Origin of the sequence: Streptomyces sp. NPDC088747 (genome assembly GCF_044751025.1) — a bacterium.
GTDB lineage: Bacteria > Actinomycetota > Actinomycetes > Streptomycetales > Streptomycetaceae > Streptomyces.
On sequence record NZ_JBIVKZ010000001.1, the window covers coordinates 352,816 to 376,104 of the forward strand.

The 23,289-nt window shown below is 69.3% G+C and carries 17 protein-coding genes and 2 pseudogenes; 7 read left to right on the forward strand and 12 right to left on the reverse strand.

Features of this window, described 5'->3' with window-relative positions:
• Window positions 1–38 precede the first annotated feature (38 nt).
• From ACIP79_RS01845 to ACIP79_RS01855, 3 genes and pseudogenes are all read right to left on the reverse strand, one after another.
• A complete protein-coding gene (locus tag ACIP79_RS01845) occupies window positions 39–1,532 on the reverse strand; it encodes a class I adenylate-forming enzyme family protein (protein ID WP_401217917.1) in 1,494 nt (497 codons plus the stop codon).
• A 91-nt stretch (window positions 1,533–1,623) separates the two neighbouring features.
• Window positions 1,624–2,646, reverse strand: coding sequence for an MBL fold metallo-hydrolase (locus tag ACIP79_RS01850; protein WP_401217920.1), 1,023 nt, complete (start codon window positions 2,644–2,646; stop codon window positions 1,624–1,626).
• A gap of 662 nt (window positions 2,647–3,308) precedes the next feature.
• A pseudogene (locus ACIP79_RS01855) lies at window positions 3,309–3,998 on the reverse strand (IS5 family transposase); the annotation flags it as partial.
• Between the two features lie 272 nt (window positions 3,999–4,270).
• Between ACIP79_RS01855 and ACIP79_RS01860 the strand changes: the two are divergent.
• Window positions 4,271–4,498 (forward strand): annotated as a pseudogene (locus tag ACIP79_RS01860) (transposase); the annotation flags it as partial.
• Between the two features lie 99 nt (window positions 4,499–4,597).
• Here the strand turns inward: ACIP79_RS01860 and ACIP79_RS01865 are convergent.
• The 8 genes from ACIP79_RS01865 to ACIP79_RS01900 all read right to left on the reverse strand — a co-directional run bounded on the left by ACIP79_RS01865 (window position 4,598) and on the right by ACIP79_RS01900 (window position 12,705).
• Complete coding sequence (locus ACIP79_RS01865; RefSeq protein WP_401217923.1) at window positions 4,598–5,176, reverse strand: hypothetical protein; 579 nt, start codon at window positions 5,174–5,176, stop codon at window positions 4,598–4,600.
• A 99-nt stretch (window positions 5,177–5,275) separates the two neighbouring features.
• On the reverse strand, window positions 5,276–5,776 hold the full coding sequence (locus ACIP79_RS01870) for a hypothetical protein (protein ID WP_401217926.1): 501 nt from the start codon (window positions 5,774–5,776) through the stop codon (window positions 5,276–5,278).
• A complete protein-coding gene (locus tag ACIP79_RS01875; protein ID WP_401217929.1) occupies window positions 5,773–7,137 on the reverse strand; it encodes an FUSC family protein in 1,365 nt (454 codons plus the stop codon). The genes ACIP79_RS01870 and ACIP79_RS01875 overlap by 4 nt, the downstream gene beginning before the upstream one ends.
• Window positions 7,103–7,627, reverse strand: a complete 525-nt coding sequence (locus ACIP79_RS01880) for a TetR/AcrR family transcriptional regulator (RefSeq protein WP_401217932.1) — start codon at window positions 7,625–7,627, stop codon at window positions 7,103–7,105. The genes ACIP79_RS01875 and ACIP79_RS01880 overlap by 35 nt, the downstream gene beginning before the upstream one ends.
• 176 nt (window positions 7,628–7,803) lie before the next feature.
• Entirely contained in the window at window positions 7,804–9,279 is a 1,476-nt protein-coding gene (locus ACIP79_RS01885; RefSeq protein WP_401217935.1) for an aldehyde dehydrogenase family protein, read from the reverse strand.
• Window positions 9,280–9,408: 129 nt separating this feature from the next.
• Complete coding sequence (locus ACIP79_RS01890) at window positions 9,409–10,296, reverse strand: SDR family NAD(P)-dependent oxidoreductase (RefSeq protein ID WP_401217938.1); 888 nt, start codon at window positions 10,294–10,296, stop codon at window positions 9,409–9,411.
• Between the two features lie 61 nt (window positions 10,297–10,357).
• Window positions 10,358–11,356: an alcohol dehydrogenase catalytic domain-containing protein gene (locus ACIP79_RS01895; RefSeq protein ID WP_401217941.1), complete on the reverse strand. Its 999-nt coding sequence runs from the start codon at window positions 11,354–11,356 to the stop codon at window positions 10,358–10,360.
• Window positions 11,357–11,838: 482 nt separating this feature from the next.
• On the reverse strand, window positions 11,839–12,705 hold the full coding sequence (locus tag ACIP79_RS01900) for a helix-turn-helix domain-containing protein (RefSeq protein WP_401217944.1): 867 nt from the start codon (window positions 12,703–12,705) through the stop codon (window positions 11,839–11,841).
• A gap of 258 nt (window positions 12,706–12,963) precedes the next feature.
• Between ACIP79_RS01900 and ACIP79_RS01905 the strand changes: the two genes are divergently transcribed.
• The 4 genes from ACIP79_RS01905 to ACIP79_RS01920 all read left to right on the forward strand — a co-directional run bounded on the left by ACIP79_RS01905 (window position 12,964) and on the right by ACIP79_RS01920 (window position 16,858).
• Window positions 12,964–14,454, forward strand: a complete 1,491-nt coding sequence (locus ACIP79_RS01905; RefSeq protein WP_401217947.1) for an aldehyde dehydrogenase family protein — start codon at window positions 12,964–12,966, stop codon at window positions 14,452–14,454.
• A gap of 121 nt (window positions 14,455–14,575) precedes the next feature.
• Window positions 14,576–14,986, forward strand: a complete 411-nt coding sequence (locus ACIP79_RS01910; RefSeq protein ID WP_401217949.1) for a nitroreductase/quinone reductase family protein — start codon at window positions 14,576–14,578, stop codon at window positions 14,984–14,986.
• 128 nt (window positions 14,987–15,114) lie between these two features.
• Window positions 15,115–16,155, forward strand: a complete 1,041-nt coding sequence (locus tag ACIP79_RS01915; protein ID WP_401217952.1) for an NAD(P)-dependent alcohol dehydrogenase — start codon at window positions 15,115–15,117, stop codon at window positions 16,153–16,155.
• A 115-nt stretch (window positions 16,156–16,270) separates the two neighbouring features.
• On the forward strand, window positions 16,271–16,858 hold the full coding sequence (locus ACIP79_RS01920) for a TetR family transcriptional regulator (protein ID WP_401217955.1): 588 nt from the start codon (window positions 16,271–16,273) through the stop codon (window positions 16,856–16,858).
• A 52-nt stretch (window positions 16,859–16,910) separates the two neighbouring features.
• Here ACIP79_RS01920 and ACIP79_RS01925 read toward each other — a convergent pair whose 3' ends face one another.
• The gene (locus tag ACIP79_RS01925; RefSeq protein WP_401217958.1) at window positions 16,911–17,780 is read right to left on the reverse strand and encodes a helix-turn-helix transcriptional regulator; all 870 of its coding nucleotides are present in this window, start codon (window positions 17,778–17,780) and stop codon (window positions 16,911–16,913) included.
• A 294-nt stretch (window positions 17,781–18,074) separates the two neighbouring features.
• Between ACIP79_RS01925 and ACIP79_RS01930 the strand changes: the two genes are divergently transcribed.
• Both ACIP79_RS01930 and ACIP79_RS01935 read left to right on the forward strand, forming a co-directional pair.
• Entirely contained in the window at window positions 18,075–19,901 is a 1,827-nt protein-coding gene (locus ACIP79_RS01930; protein ID WP_401217960.1) for a BTAD domain-containing putative transcriptional regulator, read from the forward strand.
• The gene (locus ACIP79_RS01935) at window positions 19,898–22,909 is read left to right on the forward strand and encodes a BTAD domain-containing putative transcriptional regulator (RefSeq protein WP_401217963.1); all 3,012 of its coding nucleotides are present in this window, start codon (window positions 19,898–19,900) and stop codon (window positions 22,907–22,909) included. Before ACIP79_RS01930 ends, ACIP79_RS01935 begins: the two co-directional genes overlap by 4 nt.
• Window positions 22,910–23,289: the final 380 nt, after the last annotated feature.

Sequence of the window (23,289 nt, forward strand, 5' to 3'; positions counted from 1 at the left end):
ACGACGGACGGCGCCCCCCGCTTGGAGGAAGACCCCGGTCAGGCCGCGCGCGCCGCGGCCATGGACTTCCCGATCAGCTCCAGGAGTTCGACGCGGCTGACCTTCGACGACGGGGTGCGGGGCAGTGCGTCGACCACGGCGATGTGCACCGGCACCTCGTACGGGGTGAGGATCTCCCGGCAGCAGGCGGTCAGCTCGTCCGTGCCGGGTACCGGGTGCCCCGGCCGCACCTCGACGGCCGCCACCGGCACGTGGCCCAGCCGTTCGTCCGCCAATCCGGCGACCGCCGCCTCGCGCACGGCGGGGTGGCGTTCGAGTGCGGCCCGCACCTGCTCGGGCTGCACCTTGAAGCCGCCGCGGACGATGGCGTCGTCGGCCCGGCCCTCGATCCAGACGAAGCCGTCCTCGTCGACCCGCCCGAGGTCGCTGGTACGGGTCCAGGCATCCTCGCCCCGGGGCGCCTGGGACGTGCGCACCTCCAGCACGCCCGTCTCCCCGGGCGCCCTTTCAGTGCCCTCCGCCGGGTCCACGACGCGGATCCGCACACCGGGTACGGGCCGCCCGGCGCTGCCTGCCTTGGTGCTCCACCACTTCTCGTGCAGCGGGAGGGTCCAGGCGGTGACGGCGCCGGCGAACTCGGTGGCCCCGTAGGTCATCAGGACCCGGGCGCCGTAGGTACGGAAGAACGCGTCGGCCAGCTCCGCCGGGCACGGCGAGGTGCCGCAGGTGACGACACGCAGACTGGACAGCTTCTCCGGGGGGACTCTCGCGTCCAGGACGGTGCGCAGCGCGGCCGGTACGAGCCCGGCGGCGGACGGCCGGTGCCGCTCGACGGCACTCACCCACGGGTCCAGGTCGAACCTGGGCAGCAGGGCCAGCCGCCGGCCGGCGTACAGCGCGGAGACGGCTCCCCACAGGCCGCCGATGTGCACCATGGGCGTGGCCACGATGACGGTGCCGCTGCGCAGCAGGGTGCCCGGCTTGGGCACCTGTCCACTGGAGACCAGGGCCGCGTCGAACTGCCGGTCGCCCAGCCGGACCCGCTTGGGCGGGCCTGTGGTGCCGGAGGTCAGCATCTCGATGGTGACACCGGGGGCGGACACGGCCGCGCCGCCGACGCCCGCCGCTTCCACGGTCCCGTCCTCGGCCAGCCGGACGGCGAGTCCCGAGCGCAGTACGGCTTCCCGTACCGCGTCATGGGCCAGCACCCGGGGCGAGCAGATCACCGCACTCGCCTCGCTGCGCAGGATGTCGGCCGCGAGGCGCTCCGGGGGCTGGAGCGGGCTGAGCGTGACCAGGCAGTGTCCCTGTGCCAGCAACGACACAGTGGCGGCGAGGTGTTCGGGGCGGTTCTCCAGAACGATCCCGATCCGGGCGGCCGGCGCGGTGCCGGCCTCGGTCCAGACCCCTGCGAGCCGCCTGGCCACGTCCTTCAGGTCACCCCAGGTCCACCACGCCTCGTCGAATTCCACGGCGGGCGCGCCCGCGGGGACGTTGTCGAGCAGTTCGGCCAGGCGAGCGCGGGCTGCCATGTGCCACCTCCACGTCACGATGAACGGACAACTGAAGAGCCCGGACGCGCGGAACGCGGGCGGGAACGGGCCGAAGGAGCCGCGGCACGGCTCAGGTGCCGGGGCCCGGTCCGGCCAACGGCGCGCGTCGCCAGTGCGGCGGCGAGCCCGGGACCTCCTCGGCGAGCCCCAGATGGCGCAGACGTCCCAGCAGCATGAGCGCGCGGGTGACCACGGCGTGCAGGGGAAAGCCGCTCAGCCCTTCGAGGGTGCCCCGGCGGGCGAGCCGCTCGGCGACCTGCCAGGCCGTCGCGGGCCCGTCGCCCAGGATGCGCAGCGCCGAGGCGACCAGCGCCCGGTGCCGTCCCCGGACCTCGGTGAGACGGCCGGACAGATCGGTGAACCGGTACTCGTGCGCCGGCAGGATCTCGCCCGGCGCGAGCGCCTCCAGCCGGTCGAGCGAGGTCAGGTACGCGCCGAGCGGGTCGTCGCGGGGGCCGTGCGGCTCGTGGACGGCCACGACGGTGCGGGGCAGCACATGGTCGCCGACGAGCAGCACCTCGTACCGCGGGGACCAGAAGCACAGGTGCCCGGGGGTATGGCCGGGCGTCCACAGAGCGGTGAGGTCCCAGCCGGGGACCTTGGGCCGGTCGCCGTCCTCCATGAGCACGTCCGGCCCGGCGCCCACGCCGGTGTGTCCGGGGGACCGCCCCCGGCCGGCCGCCGCCGCGCTGATCGCCGCGTCCGGGGCACCGGCGGCCCGCAGCACGTCGACGAGGCGGTCGGCGGGGTCCCGCCGGTAGGAGGTCAGCTCAGCGGCGTCGAGAGAGTGCAGGGACACCCAGGCGCCGGAGATCTCGCGGATACGCGGGGCCAGGCCGTAGTGGTCGAGGTGGGCGTGGGTGACGAGGACGCCGCGTATGTCCTCCACACGCGTGCCGATGCGGGCGAGCCTCGCCCGGAGCGCGTGCAGCGACTCGTTGGTGTCCCACCCGGCGTCGATCAGGTACGGCCCCGCCTCGGTCTCCAGGACGTAGACGATCACCACGTGCGGCGCCATCGGCAGCGGAAGCTCCACACTCCATAGCCCCGGCCGCACCTGAACGACAGGTTCTGACGCGGATGTTGTGGGCATGGTGTCCTCCCGTGGTCGCCGGGACGCGCTCCGCCCCTCCCCCAACATAGCGCACCTAGTTACCGATGTAGGCCCGCGCAGGGATGATGTCAAAGACGGCACCACGTGCCAGCATCGGGCGAAAGAGGGCATGCGTGCGAACGCCGCCGGGCGCGGTCGCCGTATTCCTCGCGGGTTCTCCGCGGGCGAGACAGGGGGCGCACTTGGCTTGGATCACATCCCGTGGGACACGGAGAGCGATCTGACCGTTGACCCGACGGTAGGGGCCGGTCTTTTTCGTGTCGTTGTGCTGGGTCATGATCTCGTAGCCGAGAAACCTCGCTGCCCCGAGGCGATCCCACGTTCGTCCCTGTCTGTACGTTCTAGCGCGACGTAGGCGTCCCACTCATCTCCTTGAATGTCCTCGCTGGACATCGCTCCGGGCTCCGGAAGTGCACCGGACAACCTTCGAGTCCAGGGCAGAGCACGGCGCCGGTTCCAGCTGTCTTTCCGGCGGATGGGAGCTTGCGTCTTCTGAAGATTGGGCTTCAAACAATCCAGCCGTCGCCATATCGCGTGGGCCGCCCAGCGCACCGTCCCTGACAACTGAGCCCGGTCACTGGTTCTTTCGAGTTCCTCCCGGCTGAGCCGGGGATACAAACAGAGCGCCTCGTGGCGCACAAGGTCCGCTCTACCGCCCACCGTTTCGGGGTCGGGGTGAATCCCCTGGTCCCGGAGGCGCGTTGGACGATTTCGAGGTCGACGCCGAGGGCAGCGGCGTGTTCGACGAAGTGTTTGCGGTAGCCGCCGTCGACCCAGACTTCACGCAGGCCGGGGTGGGGCGGCAGCCTGCTCCAGGAGGGTGCGGCCGACCGTGGAGTCCTGGACGCTGGCCGCGGTGACCAGCACGGCCGGCAGCAGGCCGAGGGTGTCGGTGATGATGCTGCGCTTGCGTCCCACGATTTTTTGCCCGCGTCGATGCCCTGACTCCCCGCGGGGACACTGGTGGAGGTCTTCACGCTCCGGGCGTCGATCACGCAAGCCGAAGGGTGGCGGAGCTTGCCTTCCTGCTGGCGTACCAACTCCCGCAGCAGCCCGTTGAGCTGGGCGAAGATTCCGTCGGTCTGCCATCTGGCGAAGTAGCCGTAGACACTCTGATGCGGCGGGAAGTCGTGCGGGAGGTAGGCCCATTGGCAGCCGGTGCGGTCGATGTACAGGATCGCGTTCATGATCTCGCGCAGGTCATGCCGGGGCGGGCGGCCGAAGTCCAGGGCCCGGCCGCGGCGTTCGAAGCGCCAGGCGGTCAGGACCGGCTCGATCAGCTCCCAGCGGGCATCGGAGAGGTCACTTGGATACGCGCGGCGTTCCGTCACGCCCTGGGTGTATCGCCGGCTGGGGGCGCGCGCCCATGCGTGCATCCCGCCTCGTCGAAGCACGGAACAGACCCGGGCGTCCTGAAATGAGACAGGCGCAAACACATAGAGACCACTCAAGATGGAAACGACCCCTTAGGTCCTTTATCTTCCGGCCTCGAATGCCGTCTCGAACTGGGTCGCTCACCTGGGGATTCGCCGGACGTTGAGGCGGCCTTCGTCTGATCATGTGCTCCGACCAAGGTGCACGTGATCACGACGAAGGCCGTGAGGTGAGTCTGCTGCCTGATGCTGTACCAAGAGAAGCGTTCGCGGAAGCGTCACGCTTCCGGGGCGAGTTCTACGAGTGTCGGACCGCTCGACGCGACGAGTTGTTCGAGCTGGCTGACGCGATGCTGTGTGCGGACGGTGTGGTGAAGTCGTCAGTGGACTTGACGCTGTTGCCCGAGCACCGTCGTGGGCACGGAGCGATGTACGGCGGCTTGAACCATGGCCGGATCCAGCCGTCGAGTTGAGCAAGAGCAGCCATTGCCTGTCGCACCACTACGCGTCGAGCGAGGTGGAGCAGGTCAAGTGGCGACGGTTCATGCCCGTCACTTTCAGGTCCGGTCCTGCTCCGGCAGGATGCGGGCGATCAGGGCAATGCCGACTGGGACTGCGAGATTGATGAGAAGGACAGGGATCTCTTCTGTCAGCGAGTAGCCGACGCTGAGGCCGAGCAGCAGGTTCACGACCATGACGGCTGCCCACAGGGGGCTGAAGACGGCAGCGGCCGCGCTCATGGCCCGTACGGGTGAGCCTGGTGTCCGCCAGACTGCTGTGAGCTGTGCTGTTCCGGCCCACAGCAGGATGCCGGCGGTCAGGACCCATACGGTGCGCGACGCCGTGATGAGGGGGCCGCCGTCCCACCAGGTGCGGCTGGCCCACCACAGCAGAAGCGAGACGGCAGCCGGTCCGGTGAAGATCACCCCTGCCAGGCCTGCTTCGAGGCGGGCTCTGTGGCCGTCGGCAATCCCGCCCAGGGCGTTGGCGGCGCAGAGCGCGAACCACAGCGGGCAGAAGATTGCTGCCGCGACCACGCCGGTCACCCGGTGGGGAGGTTGGGCCAGGAGTGCGCAGAGAAGAAAGGCGGCACCGCTCAGCGGGACACCGGCCAGGACCAAGCGGATGGAACGCATGAAGGTACTCCGCGGGAGAGGGCGCAGAAGGGGGATATGGCGCATCGAGACAGTTCGCCTGCGTGAGGGCGGGCGGTGGCGCAGCTGGCGGGGGCTGCCTCAGGCGGTGATCCGCATGAGGAGGACCTGGTCGCCTCGCACGGTGAAGGTGAAGTGTGAGGGGCCGTTGAAGCCGTTGCCGCCGACCTGGGCGAGCACCGTGGTGATGTCGCCGGTGGTGTGCGCTTGGGTGACGTGCAGGGTGACGTCGACGCCGATGAATTCGGCGTCACTCCACGCACGGATGGCTTGATGGCCGGTGAACCCGCGGCCCCAGTCGTTGACTGCGCCGTTGGGGCTGAAGGTGGCCAGCCATGAGTCGGTGTCGTGAGCGTTCGCGGCGTCGAGGGCGGTCGCGACGATGGGAGGCAGCGGGGTGGTGGTCATGGTGGTGTCCTTCGCGGTCGGAAAGGCAGTGGTGGTCGAGCTGTCGCCGTCGGTGGCGGGTGGAGCCTGCAGGCTGTGGACGCTCCACGTGAGCAGGAAGGTCAGGATGAGCAGGGCCGCCAGCCCTGCCCGGTTGAGGCCGGGGACCGTGGGGGGCAGCCGGATCCGGTTCATGCGGCACCTCGGACCAGAGGCTGTGTCGTGAGTTGGTGAGCTGTGGCGCGCAGTGCCCGGGCAGTGTGGGGGTCGGGCTCGGTTGGTCCGCTGTTCTTCAGCAGTCGCGTGGCTCGGTCCACTGCCTGGCGGGTTGCCTCCTGCAGGGGTGCGGTGGCGGCGGAGACGCCCGCGCGTTCGCCGCGGGTGCGCTCGCTGACCAGTTCCAGCTGGTGTACGGCGGCGGCCAGTCGGCCCAGCCGCCGCTGTCTGCCGGCCGTTTCACCGGCCGCGAGGACGTCGGCGCTCGTGTGCAGGACGAGTACGAGTGCGTGCTTCTGGTGGCGGCGGGCCCACTGCCGGGTGACGGCGTAGGAGGCGGCCAGGGCCGCGGCGCAGCCCAGGAAGGTCTCCACGGCACGGGAGATGAGCAGCGCTCCCACTGGCTGGGCCGGTCCGGCTGCGTCGACGAGCAGCAGCGCCATCGGCGTGACGAAGACCATGGCCAGGGCGTAGTTGCGGGAGACGAAGAGTTCGGTGGCGAAGGTGAGGGCTGCCAGGGCCAGCGCGGCGGCCCAGGCGCGGGGGTGTGCCGGCAGCAGGAGTGCGGCGAGCAGGCAGCCGGCCAGCGTGCCCAGGAGCCGTTGCAGGGCTCTGTTCGCCGCGGTGGAGGTCTGGTTGCCGCGGCTGAGGACCGCGGCGGCGGTGGCCATGGCCCAGTAGGGCCGCTCAAGTCCCATGAGGAGGGAGACGGTGCCGGCGGTGGCGACAGCGCCGGCGCTGCGCAGCGCCATGAGAGCGAAGGGTGAGCCGGCGGGGTTGAGGGCCACGGCGAGGCGGGCTTTCGTTCGCGCCCTGGTTGCTCGGTTTTTGCGTACGGGTTCAGGCTGCTCTCGGCGGGTGCGCCACGCCTGGTCGAGGACGGACAGCAGGGTGGCTGCGGCGCCGGTGGCGGCGGTGGCGGGCGCCAGCAGGAGGATGCTGCCGGGCAGGACCGTCCCCAGGGCGCACACCAGGACGAACATCATCATGCCTGGTGGGCGTGCGGCGAGTGCGGTACAGGCGTAACTGACCAGGGCGGTCCATACCGTTGTTACGGCGACGGCCGGCCACGGGTGGTGGGCCGCGAGTGTTCCGCAGGCAAGGGAGAGGACCAGCACGGCGGCAGCGGAGCCTACGGTGAAGGCTTCGCGGCGTGGAGTGTCATCAGCGCTGTAGAGCGCAGCCAGGGATCCTGTGCTGGCGATCAGGCCGGTGACGGTGTGACCGGTGGCGCTGCCGATGGCCACCGGCAGCGCCGTGCATACGGCGGCGCGGACCCCCACCCGGAGGCGGGCCGTGTTGGGCTCAAGGTGCAGCGGGCTGCTGGCCGGGACAGGCACGGATCTCCCTCTCCTGTCCCGGGGGACGGGTCAGTTGGCGGTCAGGCCGGTTGTGACGAGGCCGCGCGCGGCGGTGAAGGGCTCGCGAGCCGGCCGCAGGGCTGAGGCGGGGGTCGAGGAACGCGGTGAGCGCGGTGAGCGCGGTCGTGGCGGCATGCAGGTGGTCGTGCGCCCAGGACGGCGCCGGCCCGGTCTCCAGCAGACGGGTCAACGTGGTGGCCAGGGCCTGGTGGTGGCGGGAGACCACCGTGCTGTATGCGGGAAGGTGGGCGTAGACAGCGTGCAGTTCCGGATCGGTGCGCGCGGCGTCCCGGTGAGTGGCGTACAGGGCGTCCAGCCAGGCGGCTGGATGGTGGTCCTGGCCGGCCGGGAGGGTGTCGCGCAGCCGGGTGAGCCGGCGCTCGATGACCGCTTCGCGTAGTGCGTCGCGGTCGGGGAAGTGCCGGTAGATGCTGCCGTGGGAGACGCCCAGGACGCGGGCGGTGTCCATGACGGTGGCTTTGCGGGGCCGAAGCGGCGCAGCGCCTGTTCGGCGGCGTCGATGATCTGCTCGGCCAGCAGTGCGCCTTCGGGCACGGTGGTTCCTCACGGCGTGTTGACTCGGTATGCGTGGCTCGGCCGGAAGGTGCCGGGTTCGGGTGAGCCCGGCACCGCATCCGGTGGGGGTTAGACCGGGTAGGTGCTGTGCTGGTCGGCGAGGGTGATCCAGCGGGTCTCGGTGAAGAACTCCGCTCCCCATTCGCTGCCGAAGTGGCCGAAGCCGCTGTCCTTGACGCCGCCGACGGGTGCCTGGGGCTCGTCGGAGACGGAGTGGTCGTTGACGTGGACGGCGCCGTGGCGCAGGGCGCGAGCGACGGCGAGGCCGCGGGTGGCGTTCTCGGTGTAGACGGCGCTGGACAGGCCGTAGGGGGTGTCGTTGGCGAGGGTGACGGCGTCCTCGGCGCTGGTGACGCGGAAGAGGGTGGCGACGGGGCCGAAGACTTCCTCGTGGTAGATCCGCATGTCGGGGGTGACGTCGGCGAGGACGGTGGCGGGGTAGAAGGCGCCGTCGGCATCCCCGCCGCCGGCCAGGACGGTGGCTCCCTTGGTGACGGCGTCGGCGACCAGGCCGGCGACGCGTTCGGCGGCCCGTGCGTTGATGAGGGGGCCCACCAGGGTGAGCGGGTCTTCGGGGTTGCCCTGGCCCAGGGTGTTCACCTTGGCGAGGAAGGCGTCGGTGAAGGCGTCGTAGACGCTGTCCTGGATGATGACGCGGTCGACGCACATGCAGATCTGGCCGGCGTTCATGAACTTGGCGACCGTGACACCGGCTGCGGCGTAGTCGAGGTCGGCGTCGTCCAGGACGACGATCGGGTTCTTGCCGCCCAGTTCCAGGATGACGGGGGTCAGGTGCTCGCCCGCCAGTCGGCCGACGATGCGGCCCACCGGGGTGGAGCCGGTGAAGTTGACGCGGCGCACGCGGGTATCGGCGATGAGAGCTTCGACGACGGCGGGGGCGTCGGCGCGGTCGTTGGTGACGATGTTGACGACGCCGGACGGCAAACCGGCCTCGGCGAGGATGTCGGCGAGGAAGTATCCCGAAGTGATGGGGCCGTCCTCGCTGGGGCGGATGATGACCGGGTTGCCGGTGGCCAGCGCGACGGCGACGGCGCGGGCGCAGAGGATCAGCGGCCCGTTCCACGGCACGAAGGCGGCGACCACACCGGCCGGTTCCCGTACGGCCATGGACCATTCGCCGGTGACATCGCTGGCCAGCAGCTTGCCGGCGGGGCCGGTCGCCATGGTGGCGGCCTGTCGGATGAGGGTGGCCGACATGTGGATGTTGAAGCCGGCCCAGGTCCGGGTGCCACCGGTCTCGGCGAGCATGATCTCGGTGAACTCATCGGACCGCTGTTCCAGCAGGTCGGCGGCCTTGTGCAGGAGTTCGCGGCGGGCGGTGGGCGCGGTGGCGGCCCAGGAGGCGAAGGCGGCCTCGGCGGCGTCGACGGCGAGGGTGACGTCCTGGGGGCCGGCGGCGGGCACCCGTACGAACACCTCACCGGTGCGGGGGTCGAGGTCGTCGGTGGTACGGCCGGAGACAGCGGGTATCTCCTTGCCGCCGATCAGCAGGCCGCGGGCGGCGGCAGTGGGACTTGTGGGCATGGTGGCACTCCAAGGGGCGAAAAGGGGCTGGGCGAGGGGCCGGTGCGGCGCTGCGGGGTTTCGCGACGCACCGGCCATCCAGACGTGTGGGCAGCCCCGTTCGGTCCGTCGGGGCCGTGCAGGAGGGCTTCAGTTGTGCGGGCGCAGGAGGTCTTCCAGGCCGATGCGGGTGAGGAACTCGGCGCGGATGTGGTCGGCGACGGCGCTGACGGTCTCGGAACCGTCGTTGGCCGGGTCGATGTGCACGCGGAAGGGCCGCTTGCCGTGCTCGGTGCCCACCACCTCGACGATGGCGTCGGCGACCTGCGAGACGTCCGCGTCGGCCGGGGCGAGGTCGGCCAGGCGCTGGCCGACCTGGTCCATGAGGCCGGCGTAGTGCGCCTCGTAGTCGGGCACGACGCTCTGGTCGCTGGGGCGGCCGCCGGTGGCGAAGTGGTTGGTGCCGCGGGTGAAGGAGCCCGGGACGATGATCGAGGTCTCGACGTTGAAGCGGGCCAGCTCGGCGGCGTAGGAGACGGCGAGCGCGTCCATGGCGGCCTTGGCCGCGAAGTACGGGGCGAGGTAGGGCGGGGTGCCGCCCTTGGTCGAGGTGGAACCCACCCACAGCACCAGGCCGTTGCGCTGCTTGCGCAGGTGGGGCAGGGCGGCACGGTTCACGCGCTGGGTGCCCAGCACGTTGGTGTCGTAGACCGCGATCATCTCGTCCGGCGTGAACGCCTCGGTGGGGCCGGTCACCATGTGTCCGGCGTTGTGGACGATCACGTCCAGGCCGCCGGCCTCGCTGACGACGGTCGCGATGGCGGCGTCCGCGGATTCCTGCGAGAGGACGTCGAGTTCGACGGTGCGCAGGTCGACGTTGTGCTCGGTGGCGTAGTTCTTCGCGTCGGTGACCCGCTCGGCGTTGCGGGTGGTGGTGTTGCGCATCGCGGCGTAGACGGTGTGGCCGGCATCGGCCAGGGCACGGGCGGCCAGCGCGCCGAAACCAGAACCGGCGCCAGTGATGATGATGGTGCTCATGGGATGTCTCCTGATTGCGGTATGTGACGGGAAGGCAGTGGTGGAGCGGGGTGTGATGGGCTCAGGCGAAGGTGATGACGGAGCGGCCGCCGCCGGCGCCGGAGCCCAGGGCGTCCAGGGCGTCGGGGGCCTGGTCCAGGCTGATCGGCGTGACGGAGGGGAGGATGTCGTGCGCGGCGGAGAAGGCGAGGGTGTCGCGCAGGTCGTGGGGGGAGCCAGAGGGGGAGGCCATGACACGCAGCCGGTTGAGGACCATCGGCTGGGTGGGCAGGGTCAGCGGGTCGGAGCCGTAGCCGCACAGCAGCAGCGTGCCGTCGGGGGCCAGGCCACCGAGCGTGGCGGCCGCGGCGGCGGTGGAGGGCGCGGCGTTGAGCACCAGGTTGGCGCCGCCGTCCCACGCCTTGAGCGCGACCGCCGGGTCGGTGTCGGCGCTGGGGATGAACAGCTCCGCGCCCAGGGACTTGGCCTGGTCCTCGCCGCGGCGGGAGCGGCCGATGACCGCGACCCGCGTGCCCATGGCGACGGCGTAGCGGATGGCCAGGGCGCCGATACCGCCGGCGCCGATGACGGCGACACGGGAGCCGGCCTTCGCGCCGCCCTTGCGCAGGCCGTTGAAGGCGGTGATGCCCGCGCACATCAGCGGGGCGGCGGCGACCGGGTCCATGCCGGCCGGCAGCGGGGTGACGTAGCCGGCCTTGAACACGGCGTACTCGGCGTACCCGCCGTCGGCGACGATGCCGGTGATCCGCTTCTTCGGGCACAGGATCTGCTCGCCGGCCACGCAGTAGTCGCAGTGGCCGCACGAGTCGTACAGGAACTGGGCGCCCACGGCGTCACCGACCGCCAGCCCGGTGACGCCCTCGCCGACCGCGGCGATGGTGCCGGTGATCTCGTGGCCGGGAATGACCGGGAAGCGAGCGAAGGGGTAGTGGCCACGGATCAGGTTCAAGTCCGAGAAGCACACGCCGCACGCGATGACCTTGATGAGCACCTCACCGGCCTTCGGCTCGGGCGTCTCACGGTCGATCAGGGACAAGGGGGCGTTCACAGCAGTAGCCAACGCAGCGCGCATCGTGGGTCTCCAGGCAGGTGAGGTGGTACGAGGGATGGCCGTTGACCACGGCGTTCCTCTGTTGCACCCAACATTTGCAGCCACGGCGCGGGGGAGAAAGAAGGCTGGGCTCCCTAGGGTTGACCGTCCTACCTTCTGCTCGATGGGTTGCAGGTTGCCGAGGTCGTAGCGAATCGGGCGGTCACACTCCGGGGCCGCGCTTCGACGGCGCCTCGCCTCTCGCGCTCACCTCGCCCACCTCGCCCACCGACAGCATGCGCGGCTGAACTGCTGCAGGCCACCGGCATGATGCGTCCCCGATGTGGTGGGGGGCGCGAACGCTGGAGGCCGGTCGCTGCCGTCCCGCCGCCAATCCGGCAAGCTCCGCGCGGGCAAGTGCCCGCAGCCGACGCGCGCGGTGTGGCTGGGCACGTGGCCAGTGCTGGCCGGCCCCGCATGGCCGCGGCCACCGCAACATGTCTGCACGACCGTCAGGCGTCGTCCGGTTCCGTCGCGGGCATGGCCTGTGCTCCCAGCACCCCGAGCAGAGCAAGCTGATCGGCGGCGGCGCTGCCTGGCGCCGCGGTGCACCACACGAGCCGCTGCCGCGTCCGGGGAGCGTGCATGCAGGAGCAGCTGAGCGTGATCACGCCCAGTGTGGGGTGCGCGAATTCGACGCTTGCCGGACTGACGTGTTCTAAGCGTTCGGTTGCTACCCACAGGTCCGCGAATTCCGTGTTCGCTGCAGCCAACCGGGCAATGGCGCGGGCGGCCGGACCGTCAGCCGGCCAGTAACGGTGTGCGCTGCGGACCATGGTGGTCAGGACCTTGGCAATGGCTTCACGGCCGGCTCGTGCGAACCGGGAGCGGAAGGCGGGGTCCGTGAAGAAGCGCTCCACGATGCCGCCCCTGGCGCCGCGCTCGGAGACGAGGTCTCCCAGGAGCGCCATCGCCAGCTCGTTCTGCACCAGCACCTCGCCCACCTCGTCAAGTACCAAGGCGGGCCACCCGTCCATGCGGTCCAGCAAGAACAGCACTCCCGGCTCCACGTGCTGCAGGCTGCCGCCGCCGGGCAGCGGGCGCCCGGCAAGCTCGAACAGCTGAGCTCGCTGGCTCCATTCCAGGCGCAGCGCGCGGCAGAGACCTGCCAGCGTGGCCGGCGACGGCCGTGAGCCGCGGCCCTGTTCCAGGCTGCTGTAGTACTCGAGCGAGATTCCGGCCAGCCGAGCCACCTCATCACGCCGCAGACCGCTGACCCGCCGGCGGTCGGATCCCGCTTCCGGGGGGAAACCCACGCTTCCCGGCGGAATCCTGTCACGGTGCGCTTTGAGGATTTCTCCTAGCTGCCGAAGGTTCATGGTGCGAGTCTGTCCTGCTGCCATGGCCGCAACCAGGGGCGGATAGCACCCCTCACGAACGCGGCTCGTGCCACGACAGTGCGCGGCACAGTGCTATTTCGTCGCGGTGGGCGCTGCCGGACGCGCCCACGCGTGGTGGCCCACGGTTCAGTGGCCGCCAGCACAAAACAAACTAGTTAGTTTGACGTTGCGGCGCCGCAGGGGTAGGTTTACCAACAACAAACAAACCAGTTTGTTTTCTCGGTTCCGGAGGCTCCCTTGTCCACTCCGCTCATGCTCGCCCCGTCCGACCGCCCCTCGCCCGCCTTCCTGAAGGGAGAGCCGAAGAAGCTGCTGATCGGTGGCGACTGGGTTCCGGCTCGCTCCGGCAGGACCATCGACACGATCGACCCGACCACTGAGGAGATCCTCGCCTCGATCGCTGCGGCCGGCGCCGAGGACGTCGAGGCCGCCGTAACCGCCGCCCGCAAGGCATTCAACGACCCCGCCTGGGCAGCCATCACCCCCTACCGGCGCAGCCAGATCCTGCTGCAGATCGCGGAGGTGATCGAGGACAATGCCGAGGAGCTCGCCACACTGGAATCCCTCGACATGGGCGCCCCGCTGTTCCTGAGCCGCTGGTTCGTCTCTCACTCCGTCGAGGTCATCCGGCACTACGCGGGCTGGCCCACCAAGATCTACGGGCAGACCGCGCCCTCGGGCCCGGACCAGTTCCACTACACCCTGCGTCAGCCGCTGGGCGTCGTCGCCGCCATCACGGCCTGGAACGGCCCGCTGCTCCAGGCCGCCTGGAAGATCGGGCCGGCTCTGGCCACCGGGAACACCGTCATCCTCAAGCCCGCACAACAGTCGCCGCTGACCGCCCTGCGCCTGGGCGAGCTCCTGCACAGCACCGACCTGCCCGCAGGCGTGGTGAACGTCATCACCGGTGACGGGCGGATCGCCGGCGAAGCGATCATCAATCACCCCGACGTGGACAAGGTCACCTTCACCGGGTCGACCAGCGTCGGCAAGCACATCCTGGAAGCCTCCACCGGCAACCTCAAGCGCGTCACTCTCGAGCTCGGCGGCAAGTCCCCGGACATCATCTTCGCCGACGCCGATCTGAAGGCCGCCGCCGTCGGGGCCGCCGCCGGCTTCTGTGCCGGCACCGGCCAGGGATGCGTCGCGGGGACCCGCATCTTCGTCGAGGAGTCCGTGCGTGGCGAATTCGGCCGGCTGCTGGCTGAGGAGCTCGCCACCTACACCATGGGCGACCCCTTCCACCCGGACACCCGCATGGGCCCGCTGGCCTCACGGGGCCACTTCGAGCGGGTCACCTCCTACTTCGGCATCGCCCTCAGCGAAGGCGCCCACCTGCGCCACGGCGGTGAACTCGCTGACAGCCCCGGTCTGTTCGTTCCCCCGACCGTCATCGACGACGTCACCAACGACATGCGCGTCGCCCAAGAGGAGATCTTCGGCCCCGTCGCCACCTTGATGTCATTCACCGACGAGGCCGAACTGCTGCAACTGGCCAACGACACCGACTACGGCCTTGCCTCCGCCGTGTGGACCTCCGACCTCAGCCGTGCCCACCGCATCGCCGCCGGCCTTCAGGCCGGCACCGTGTGGATCAACACTTACGGGCAGATGACGGCCGGCACCGTTCCCTTCGGCGGCTTCAAGCAGTCCGGCATCGGGCGCGAACACGGCACCGACGTCCTGGACGCCTTCACCGAAACCAAGACCGTCATGGTCCAGCTCTGACACAGCCCCCGGCCCACCAAGCACATCCCGGCGACCTCCTCTTCAATGCCGCCCGCGGCGGTCCCGCCACCACCAGGCCTTGCACGTCGAAGGCCCACCCGTAAAGGAAGGAAGACTCCCCATGGACGAGGCCGTACGCCGGGCCCTGGCGATCACCCCGGCATCACCCGCTCGAGACCGCACGATCGACATCACCACCATCGGCGCCAAGACCGGCAAGGCGCGGCGGATCGAGATCTGGTTCTACCGCGCCGACGGCAAGATCTATCTCAGTGGCCTGCCCTCCCGCCCCAGCTGGTACGCCAACATCCTCACCAACCCCCGCCTGACCTTCCACCTCAAGCACGGTGTGCGAGCCGATCTGCCGGCCACCGCCATCCCGATCACCGACGACCGTGAGCGGCGGCGCATCTTCACCCACTTCGTCGCCGACCTCAACCAGCCCCACAATCCGGGCCGCATCGCCCAGCCCACCTCCGTCGAGGACTGGATGGCCGGCAGCCGCCTCGCCGAAATCACCTTCGACGACTGACCGAGCCCGCCACCAGCGGCCTTGAGCGCGGCGCGCCCACCACCACCGCAACAAACCGCCCCGCCCACTCCTCGCCGGGAACGATCACACTCCCGCGCTCCGCACTTCGACGAGAAGGAATCCCCATCATGAGAAACGTCAGCGGCTGGGCCGCACATCACCAAGGCAGCGCGCTCAAGCCGTGGGACTTCACCCGCCGAGACCTGCTCGCCGACGACGTCGCCGTACGGGTCGACTACTGCGGAGTGTGCGCCAGCGACATCGCCGCCATCCGCCACGGCACCATCTACCCCCTGGTACCGGGCCACGAGATGACCGGGGAAATCACCGCCGTCGGCAGCGCAGTGACACGGTTCAAGGCCGGCGACAAGGTGGCCGTGGGCAACATCATCGACTCCTGCGGGACATGCCCACCCTGCCTGGCGGGCCGCGAAAACTGGTGCCGGCGGTTCCCGACCCTGACCTACGGAAACACCGACCCGAAGGACGGCCTGCCTACCCGGGGCGGCTACTGCTCGGAGTACGTCCTGCCCGCGAAGTTCACCTACCACCTGCCCGAAGGGCTCGACCCCGCCGGTGCCGCGCCGCTGATGTGCGCGGGAATCACCACATACGCGCCCATGAAGCGTTGGGGTGTCGGCCCTGGCAAGACCGTCGGCGTCGTCGGCATGGGAGGGCTCGGGCACATCGCGCTTCAACTCGCCCACGCGCTCGGCGCCGAGGTCGTGCAGTTCACCCGGACCCTGGACAAGGTCGACGAAGCCCACGCCCTGGGCGCCGACGACGTGGTGCTGTCCACCGATGATCAGCAAATGGCTGCCCAGGCCGGCCGGTTCGACTTCATCCTCGACACCGTCGGAGCGCCGCACTCCATCGAGCCCTACATGAGCGCGCTGGCCATGGACGGAACACTCTGCGTGGTCGGCATCCCCGAGAGCGCCATCGAGGTGAAGGCGCTCAGCCTGATCCAGGGCGCGAAGAACCTCGCCGGCGCCGGAAGCGGAGGCACCGCCGAGACCCAGGACATGCTCGACTTCTGCGCCACGCACGGCATCACCGCAGAGATCGAGATCATGCGCCCCGACCAGATCAACGAGGCCCTGGAACGCCTCGCCCGCAACGACGTCCGCTACCGCTTCGTCCTCGACATGAGCGCCCAGCGCCCATGAGCCCCCACGCCGCCCGCACCCCTCCGGCCACCCCGATCCTCCCCGGTCAGCACCGAGACGGGGGCGGCCGGCCCCCAGCCCGGCGAAAACGAACTGGTTTGTTTAGGATGTAGCCATGAAGACGGGACAGATCACCAGTGCCGGCGAAGCGTCACGTCGGCGCCTGCTCGACGCTGCAACGGTCGAATTCGCCGCCTACGGCATCGCGGGCGCACGCATCGACCGGATCTCCGCCAACGCCAACGTCAACAAGGCGCAGATCTACAAGTATTACCGCAGCAAGGACGAACTCTTCGACGCCGTCTTCACCGAACACCTGAGCATGATCGTCGAGACCGTCCCGGTCACCGGCGACGACCTGCCCGGCTACGCCGTGCGGCTCTACGACGCCTATCTCGTTCGTCCCGAGCTGGTCCGCTTGGCCACCTGGGCCCGCCTGGAGCGCACTCCTACCGGCGACCTGTACCACTTCATGCCCGGCCATGACGCCGAGAAGCTGCGGTCCATCACCGACGCCCAGGCGAAGGGCATCGTCGACCCCGGTATCGCGCCGGGCGAGGTACTTGCCCTCGTCACCGCCATGTCGATGACCTGGTCGCCCGCTAGCCCCATGTACACCGCCCATAAGGACGAGCCCGAAGCCGCCCACGACGCTCGCCGCACGGCGCTCGCACGCACCGTTGAGCGGGCTTTCGCGCCCTGACGGCATGTCCGTCCTGGCAGCGCGGCGGTGCAGCTCACGCTGCGGAGGCTCATCAGGACGCAGCGGCGGCAGCTGTCGTAGCGTCGCGGACGACTGACTCACCCCAGACCTCTTGGACAGTAAGCGCTTGGAGACCGCGCAGATCGTCGTCGTCGACCGGAGCCATCCACAGCACCCGCAATGCGGCATCCGCAGTGGAGAAGCTGTTGCAGGACACTTCGATCTGCCCCAGCGCCGGGTTGACGATGCGCCTGGTGCCCTCATGGCGTACGGAGACGTCGTGGCGGTCCCACAATTCGGTGAACTCCGCGCTCTGCTGACGCAGACGTGTCACCAGCGCACGGGCACAGGAGTCCCCCTGGCGGCGGGCCGCAGCGGCCTGCAGGTCGGATACCAGCAACCGCGAATGGTAGGCGTGCTCTCCGCTCGGATACAGGGCTCGTGCCCCGGGACGAGTGAACCAGTGCAGTACAAAGCTCGCCTCGGGGCCGGGCGGCCCGGCATGCGCTCCGATCAACACCTCGCACAGGGGGTTCTGCAGAAGAATCTCGTGCAGGTCCGTCATCACCATCGCCGGGGTGTCGCGCAACAGGTGCAGCAGCTGCGCCATGGCGCGCTGCCTCCCCGGCGGCTCCGTACGAAGCGGGTGCCGGCGTCCCGCCAGATGAAAAAGATGTGCGGATTCGTCGGAGTCCAGCCGCAGCGCCCGCGCGACCGACGCCAGAATCTGTGCGGACGGGACCTGGGCCCGGCCCTGCTCCAATTCGATGTAGTAGTCGACCGACATGTCCGCCAGTCGCGCCACCTCATTGCGTCGCAGCCCGGGTACGCGGCGACGCGACCCGGCCGGAAGACCGACATCTGCAGGCTGTACGCGGGCTCGGCGCGACTTCAAGAACGCGCCCAATTCGGCATGATCCATCGGCGTCCCTCCTCAAGGGTGCTGTACAGGGACACCAGCCCTGCTGGGCACGATCGTGGCTGACACCGCTGCCGCCGATGTTGGTAAACGATTGACGTCGCACGTCAAGCGTCAACCACCAGCGACGGCCACAACCCTCGCACCCTCGATGGTGCAGGATCGCCTGCTCCTGACTTCGGACACCTCACCTGGTTGCCCAAGAGGCGGACACCGGCCCCGTCGTGCGATATATCCGGTCTATCCTGCGGAGGGAAAACCAACGCTCACCTGGGAGAACGCTGTGAGGAGTGGCTTATGTCCGATGACAGCGCCTCCTTGCGCGTCCACGTCCTCGGACCGCTTGGCGCCTGGCTCGAGGAGCGCAGTGTTGATCTTGGTCCGCCTCGGCAGCAGGCTGTTTTCGCCAGCCTGGCCCTGAGCGAGGGACGACGCCTTCCCGCACCGGACCTCGTCCGTGACGTCTGGGGCCCGCATCCCCCGCTGGGTTCACAGGGCACCCTGCGCACCTATCTCTCGCATCTGCGCACAGCGTTTCGCAGCGTTTCCACCCAGCAGGCTGCGGTAGCGATCGACGCCGTGAACGGCAGCTATGTGCTGCACGTGACCACACCCACGGGTAGGCCCGAGATGGTCAGCGACGGATGGCAGTTCGAACATGCCGGAGCCCGCGTCGAAGGACTGTGCAACACCCGGTCCTGGGACGCTGTTCTCCACGAGAGCAGCCAGGCGCTCGCCCACTGGCAGGGAACACCGCTGACGCGAGTACCCGGACCAGCCGCGGCCGCCGTGCGCAGCCGCCTCGAAGAGCAGCACCTCGTCCTTCGCGAGCACCAGCTGGAAGCCAGAATCCGTCTCGAACAACATCACGATGCCATCCCCGACCTCACGGCCATCGCACACACCCACCCTGACCGGCTGCGCGCTCAGCTGTTGCTCCTCGAAGCCCTGAACGCCTGCGGTCGACTCGCCGAGGCGCTCACCCTCTACGCCCGGACCACCGCGAAATTCCGTGGGGACGCCGCACAACATCAACTGCAGAGCTTGTACACGCGCCTTCTGGCCCGGCCCCGCGTCCGGGCCACGAGCAGCCTCGACGTGCCGACGGCAACCGCGTCCGCACGACCCGCCGCCTCTTCGGGGACCGCTCCCGTGCACCTTCCACCCGCCGTGGCCTACTTCGTCGACCGCCAGCTGGACACCGAACGCCTCGAAACCGCGCTCACCAGCCCCTTGTCCAGGACCACCGTGACCCTGGTCGCCGGCATGGCAGGAATGGGCACCTCAACTGCGGCCCTCAACACCGCCCACCAGCTAAAACGACACTTTCCGGGCGGCATCTACTACGCCGACCTCCGTCAGACGCCCCGTCCGAACCTGACCCTTGGCGAGCTTGCCGGCCGCCTGCTGCGCGCCTTGGGCCATCCGAAGCCTTCTCACCCCGGCGCCAGCCTGCGGGCACTGCACGAACACCTGGCGCAGCGGGAGGCACTACTGCTGCTCGATAACGCCGATCACGCGGACTGGGTCGTCCCGCTCCTACCACTGGCCGAAGCATGCCGGCTGTTGGTCGCCGGCCGCACCACCCTTCCTGGCTGGACCGCCGAGCGCCACCTTCTGAACAGCCTGACGACGCAGGCAGCGCACAACCTGCTGACCGCAATCGTCGGGGCGCACCGGATCGAAGAAGATCCCGCCGCGACCGCGCAGCTGATCAGCCTGTGCGCGGGACTCCCGCAAGCCTTGCAGATGGTGGCAGTGACTCTGGCCACACGCCCCCAGTGGTCGCCTGCCGCTCTCGCCGGAAGGCTGAAGGGCGGCACGGGGCTGCTGCGGGGCCTGCGCACCGAGCACCACTCCCTGCACGCCATCCTGGCCGACAGCGAACTAGCGGTCTCCGCGGAGCACCGTCGCACACTGCGCATCCTGGCGGGCATACCCCAACCAGCCTTCACCACGCAGGAAGCCGCGGCCTCATTGAAGATGACGGTCGCCAGGGCGAGCAGACACTGCGAAGCGCTGGCCGCCGCCTGTCTGCTCCACCCACTGGCCCCGCACCGGTATGGCATGCACCCCCTTCTACGCCTCTACGCGGCAACTTCCGAAAAGGTCCAGGTCACGTGAACCGCCCCCACGACAACAGCAGCACGACGGCCGACGGGCGCCTGCGCCTGCGATTCACCCTCCTGGGGCCGATGCAGGTCACCCACCGCGGCCGCAGCTTCGTACCGGGGTCCCCCCAGCAGCAGGCACTGCTTGCGGTACTGCTACTGCACCGTGGCCAGACAGTGCCCGTGCAGGAGATCGTCACCGCCATCTGGGGAGAAACCGCTCCCACACGTGCCGTCGGCATCATCCGCACTTACGCGTCCCGGTTGCGCACCATCGTCGACCAACTCGTCGCCGCCGGTAGCGGACTGCAGGGGACCGCCGCTTCAGCCCGCCCGGGCCACCTGGTGCTGGAGTCCGCAGTCGGCGGATACCGGATCCCCCAGCAATACGCCGCGCTGGACCTGGACGACGTTTCCACCGCGACAACCCGACTCGGCCACGCCGCGACCGCAGCCGACCACGAGGCTGTCGTGTCCTGGGGGCGGACGGCACTGGCCCACTGGCGCGGCGAAGCGCTGTCCCAGATACCCGGGCCCTACGCCGCGGCCCAGCGAGGCAGCTTGCAAGAACAGCGTCTGGCGCTCGTTGTCAGAACAGCCCAAGCGGCGGTGGCGCTTGGGCGCTACCAGGACGTGATCGACCAGTTGACGCTGGAAACGACTGCGCACCCGCACCAGGAGGTGCTGCACGCCCTCCTTATCACCGCACTGCACCGCGGCGGCCACACCGCCGATGCGCACCGGGCACTGCACCGCGCGGAGAAGAGTCTGGACGAGCTGGGAACACTGCCCGGACCGGTCCTGAACGATGCGGCCGCGGAGATTCGTAACACCACGGGCCCGGATCCCGAGCAACGCCACACGGCAGGGCCGTTCCCCGACACCATCAAAGACTTCACCGGCCGAGAGCAGGAAGTGGACGCTCTCACGGCCCTGCTTGGTTCACCGCAGGACTGCGCGACAGCCACCGCTGTGCGCGTGGTCGTTCTGACCGGTATGGGAGGAATCGGCAAGACGACTCTTGCCCTCCATCTCGTCCATCAGTTGACTGCTGCGTTCCCCGACGGCCGCCTGTATGCGGATCTGCGGGGCGCCGGCACCTCGCCTGCGGATCCCGCTCACGTGGCCGCCTCTTTCCTGCGCCAGCTCGACGTGCCGGACGAGCAAATCCCCGCAGAACTCGCCGAGCGAAGCGCCCTCCTGCGAAGCGTGCTGTCCAGCCGTCGCATCCTGCTCGTGCTGGACAACGCAGCTGACAGCGAGCAGCTGCGCCACCTGCTGCCCAGCACGCCACCCACCGCGGTGATCGTCACCAGCAGGCACCCACTGACCTCCCTCGCAGCCCTCGTCCGCGCCCCCATCGCGGAGTTCAGCGAGATTGAGGGGCTGCAACTGCTGCACCGAAACCTCGGCACGACTCTGACGCCGAACGAACGCCAGGCAGCAACCGAACTGGTCCGCCAGTGCGGCGGCCTGCCCCTCGCCCTGCGCATCGCCGCCGCCCACCTCACCCGGCTCAACGCCGTCGGCGCCACTCCTATAGCCGACCTTCTCCTCCAGCTTGCCAAGGAGCGCAAAGCCTCCCCGGATATATCCACTTCGGTAGCAGCATCCGGCATCGACACCGCCGTCAGCTCCGTGTTGTCCCTGGGCTACCACAAGCTCGACCCCCACCAGCAACGCGCCTTCCGCCTGCTCGCCGTACCGGAAACATCCCTCATCCAGCCCGCCGAAGCAGCCGCTACCCTCGACCGACCCCTCGACGAAATCACGCGCACCCTCGATGACCTTGTCGATGCCGGCATGCTCCAGACGCCGGCGTTCGAGCGCTACCGCTTCCATGACCTGGTGCGCATCTTCGCCCGCCACCGATCCGCGGCGGAAGATACTGCCGCTGATCGGCACGAAGCGCTCCGCCGGCTTCTACAACACCACATCAGCACGGCGCTGATGGCCTACAGGGTCATCCGTCCCGGTCACACCCTGCCCTCCACCCTGCTGGCGACCCACGCCCTCGCCCTGCCAACAGGCGCCAACACCCTGGACAGCATCTCCGCATGGGGACGCTTGGAAGTCGGCTCCCTCCTCACCCTGCTCGCCCAGACCGCACGCACCCACACCAGCCTCGCCGCGGACCTACTGCTCGCACTGGACCCTGTCCTGGAGCACGGCCACCGGTGGAAGGAGGCCGAACCCGTCGCCCTAGCCCTCGCCGAGGCGGCCAGCAAGGCATCCCTGCCCGCAGCCGAGGCACGCGCCCGCTACATGCTCGCCGGAGCCCGCGCCCAGAAAGACGCCTTCGGCGAAGCCACCACAGACGCCCTCCTGGCCATCGCCCTAGCCGACCGCGTCGAAGACCTGGCCGTACTCGCGATGGCATACAACGTGCGCGCCTTCGCCTTGCAAGGACAAGAGAACCCCCTGGACGCCATGGCTGACGCAGTGCATCGAGGACTGGACGCCGCCCGGCAAGACGGCAACCCTTCCACCGAAGCCATGCTCCTCGGCAACTGGATCCAGCACCGCCTCATCGAGGGAATCTGCGATACGAGCGTCATCGACGACACGCACAAAAACATTTCCCTGACCCGAGAACTCGCCGACCGCCACGGCGAAGCACAGGCCTACTACCGCTACGGACAAGTACTGCGCCTGCAAGACAACGTGAAGGACGCCCTCCACGCTCATCAGCGCACTCTGGAGCTCCTGGGGCCCAACGACCAGCAGTTCCTCCAAGCCGCCACCCTGGTCCGCATCGGCATGTGCCAGCGCGACCTCGGACACCTCCGCGACGCACTCACCACCGCGGAACGTTCCGTCGACCTCGGTCGGCGCATCGGATACCAGCACCTTGAAGCCGCAGCCGAAGACTCCTGGGGGGACACCCTGCGCGCCCTGCACGACATCGTGGGTGCACGAGAACACTGGACCAACGCACGGACGCTGTACAGAGCCCTCACCCTGGACGTCCGCGTCACGGAACTGAACAAGAAAATATCCGCAACAGCCTCGTACACATAAGGCAATTCCCACCAACGTAGGCCGCCCACACAGCCGCGTCCCAACATCCCAATGGCCGAGATCATCACTGCGAAGGGCCCTCGATACCGGGCATCCTCGCACCTTGGCCCCGACGCGTTACTGGCGGACGGGAGCCGAAGCCGGAAGGCCCCGGAGATCAGCCCGTCCGAGCAGCCGTTGGATCTTGTCGATCAGGAGGTGCTGGGTCACGGCGTCGGCGAAGTTGGTGCAAGAGTTCGGCGATCTGATCAGCTCGGGACGGTAGCCGTCGCCTCTGACAGTTCCTCCGGTCGGGTGGACCGGTCGTCGGTGAGGAACCCCGTCGTGCACGGGCACGTGGTGACAGACGTGGATCCGATCCAGGAAACGCACCTGTCCGA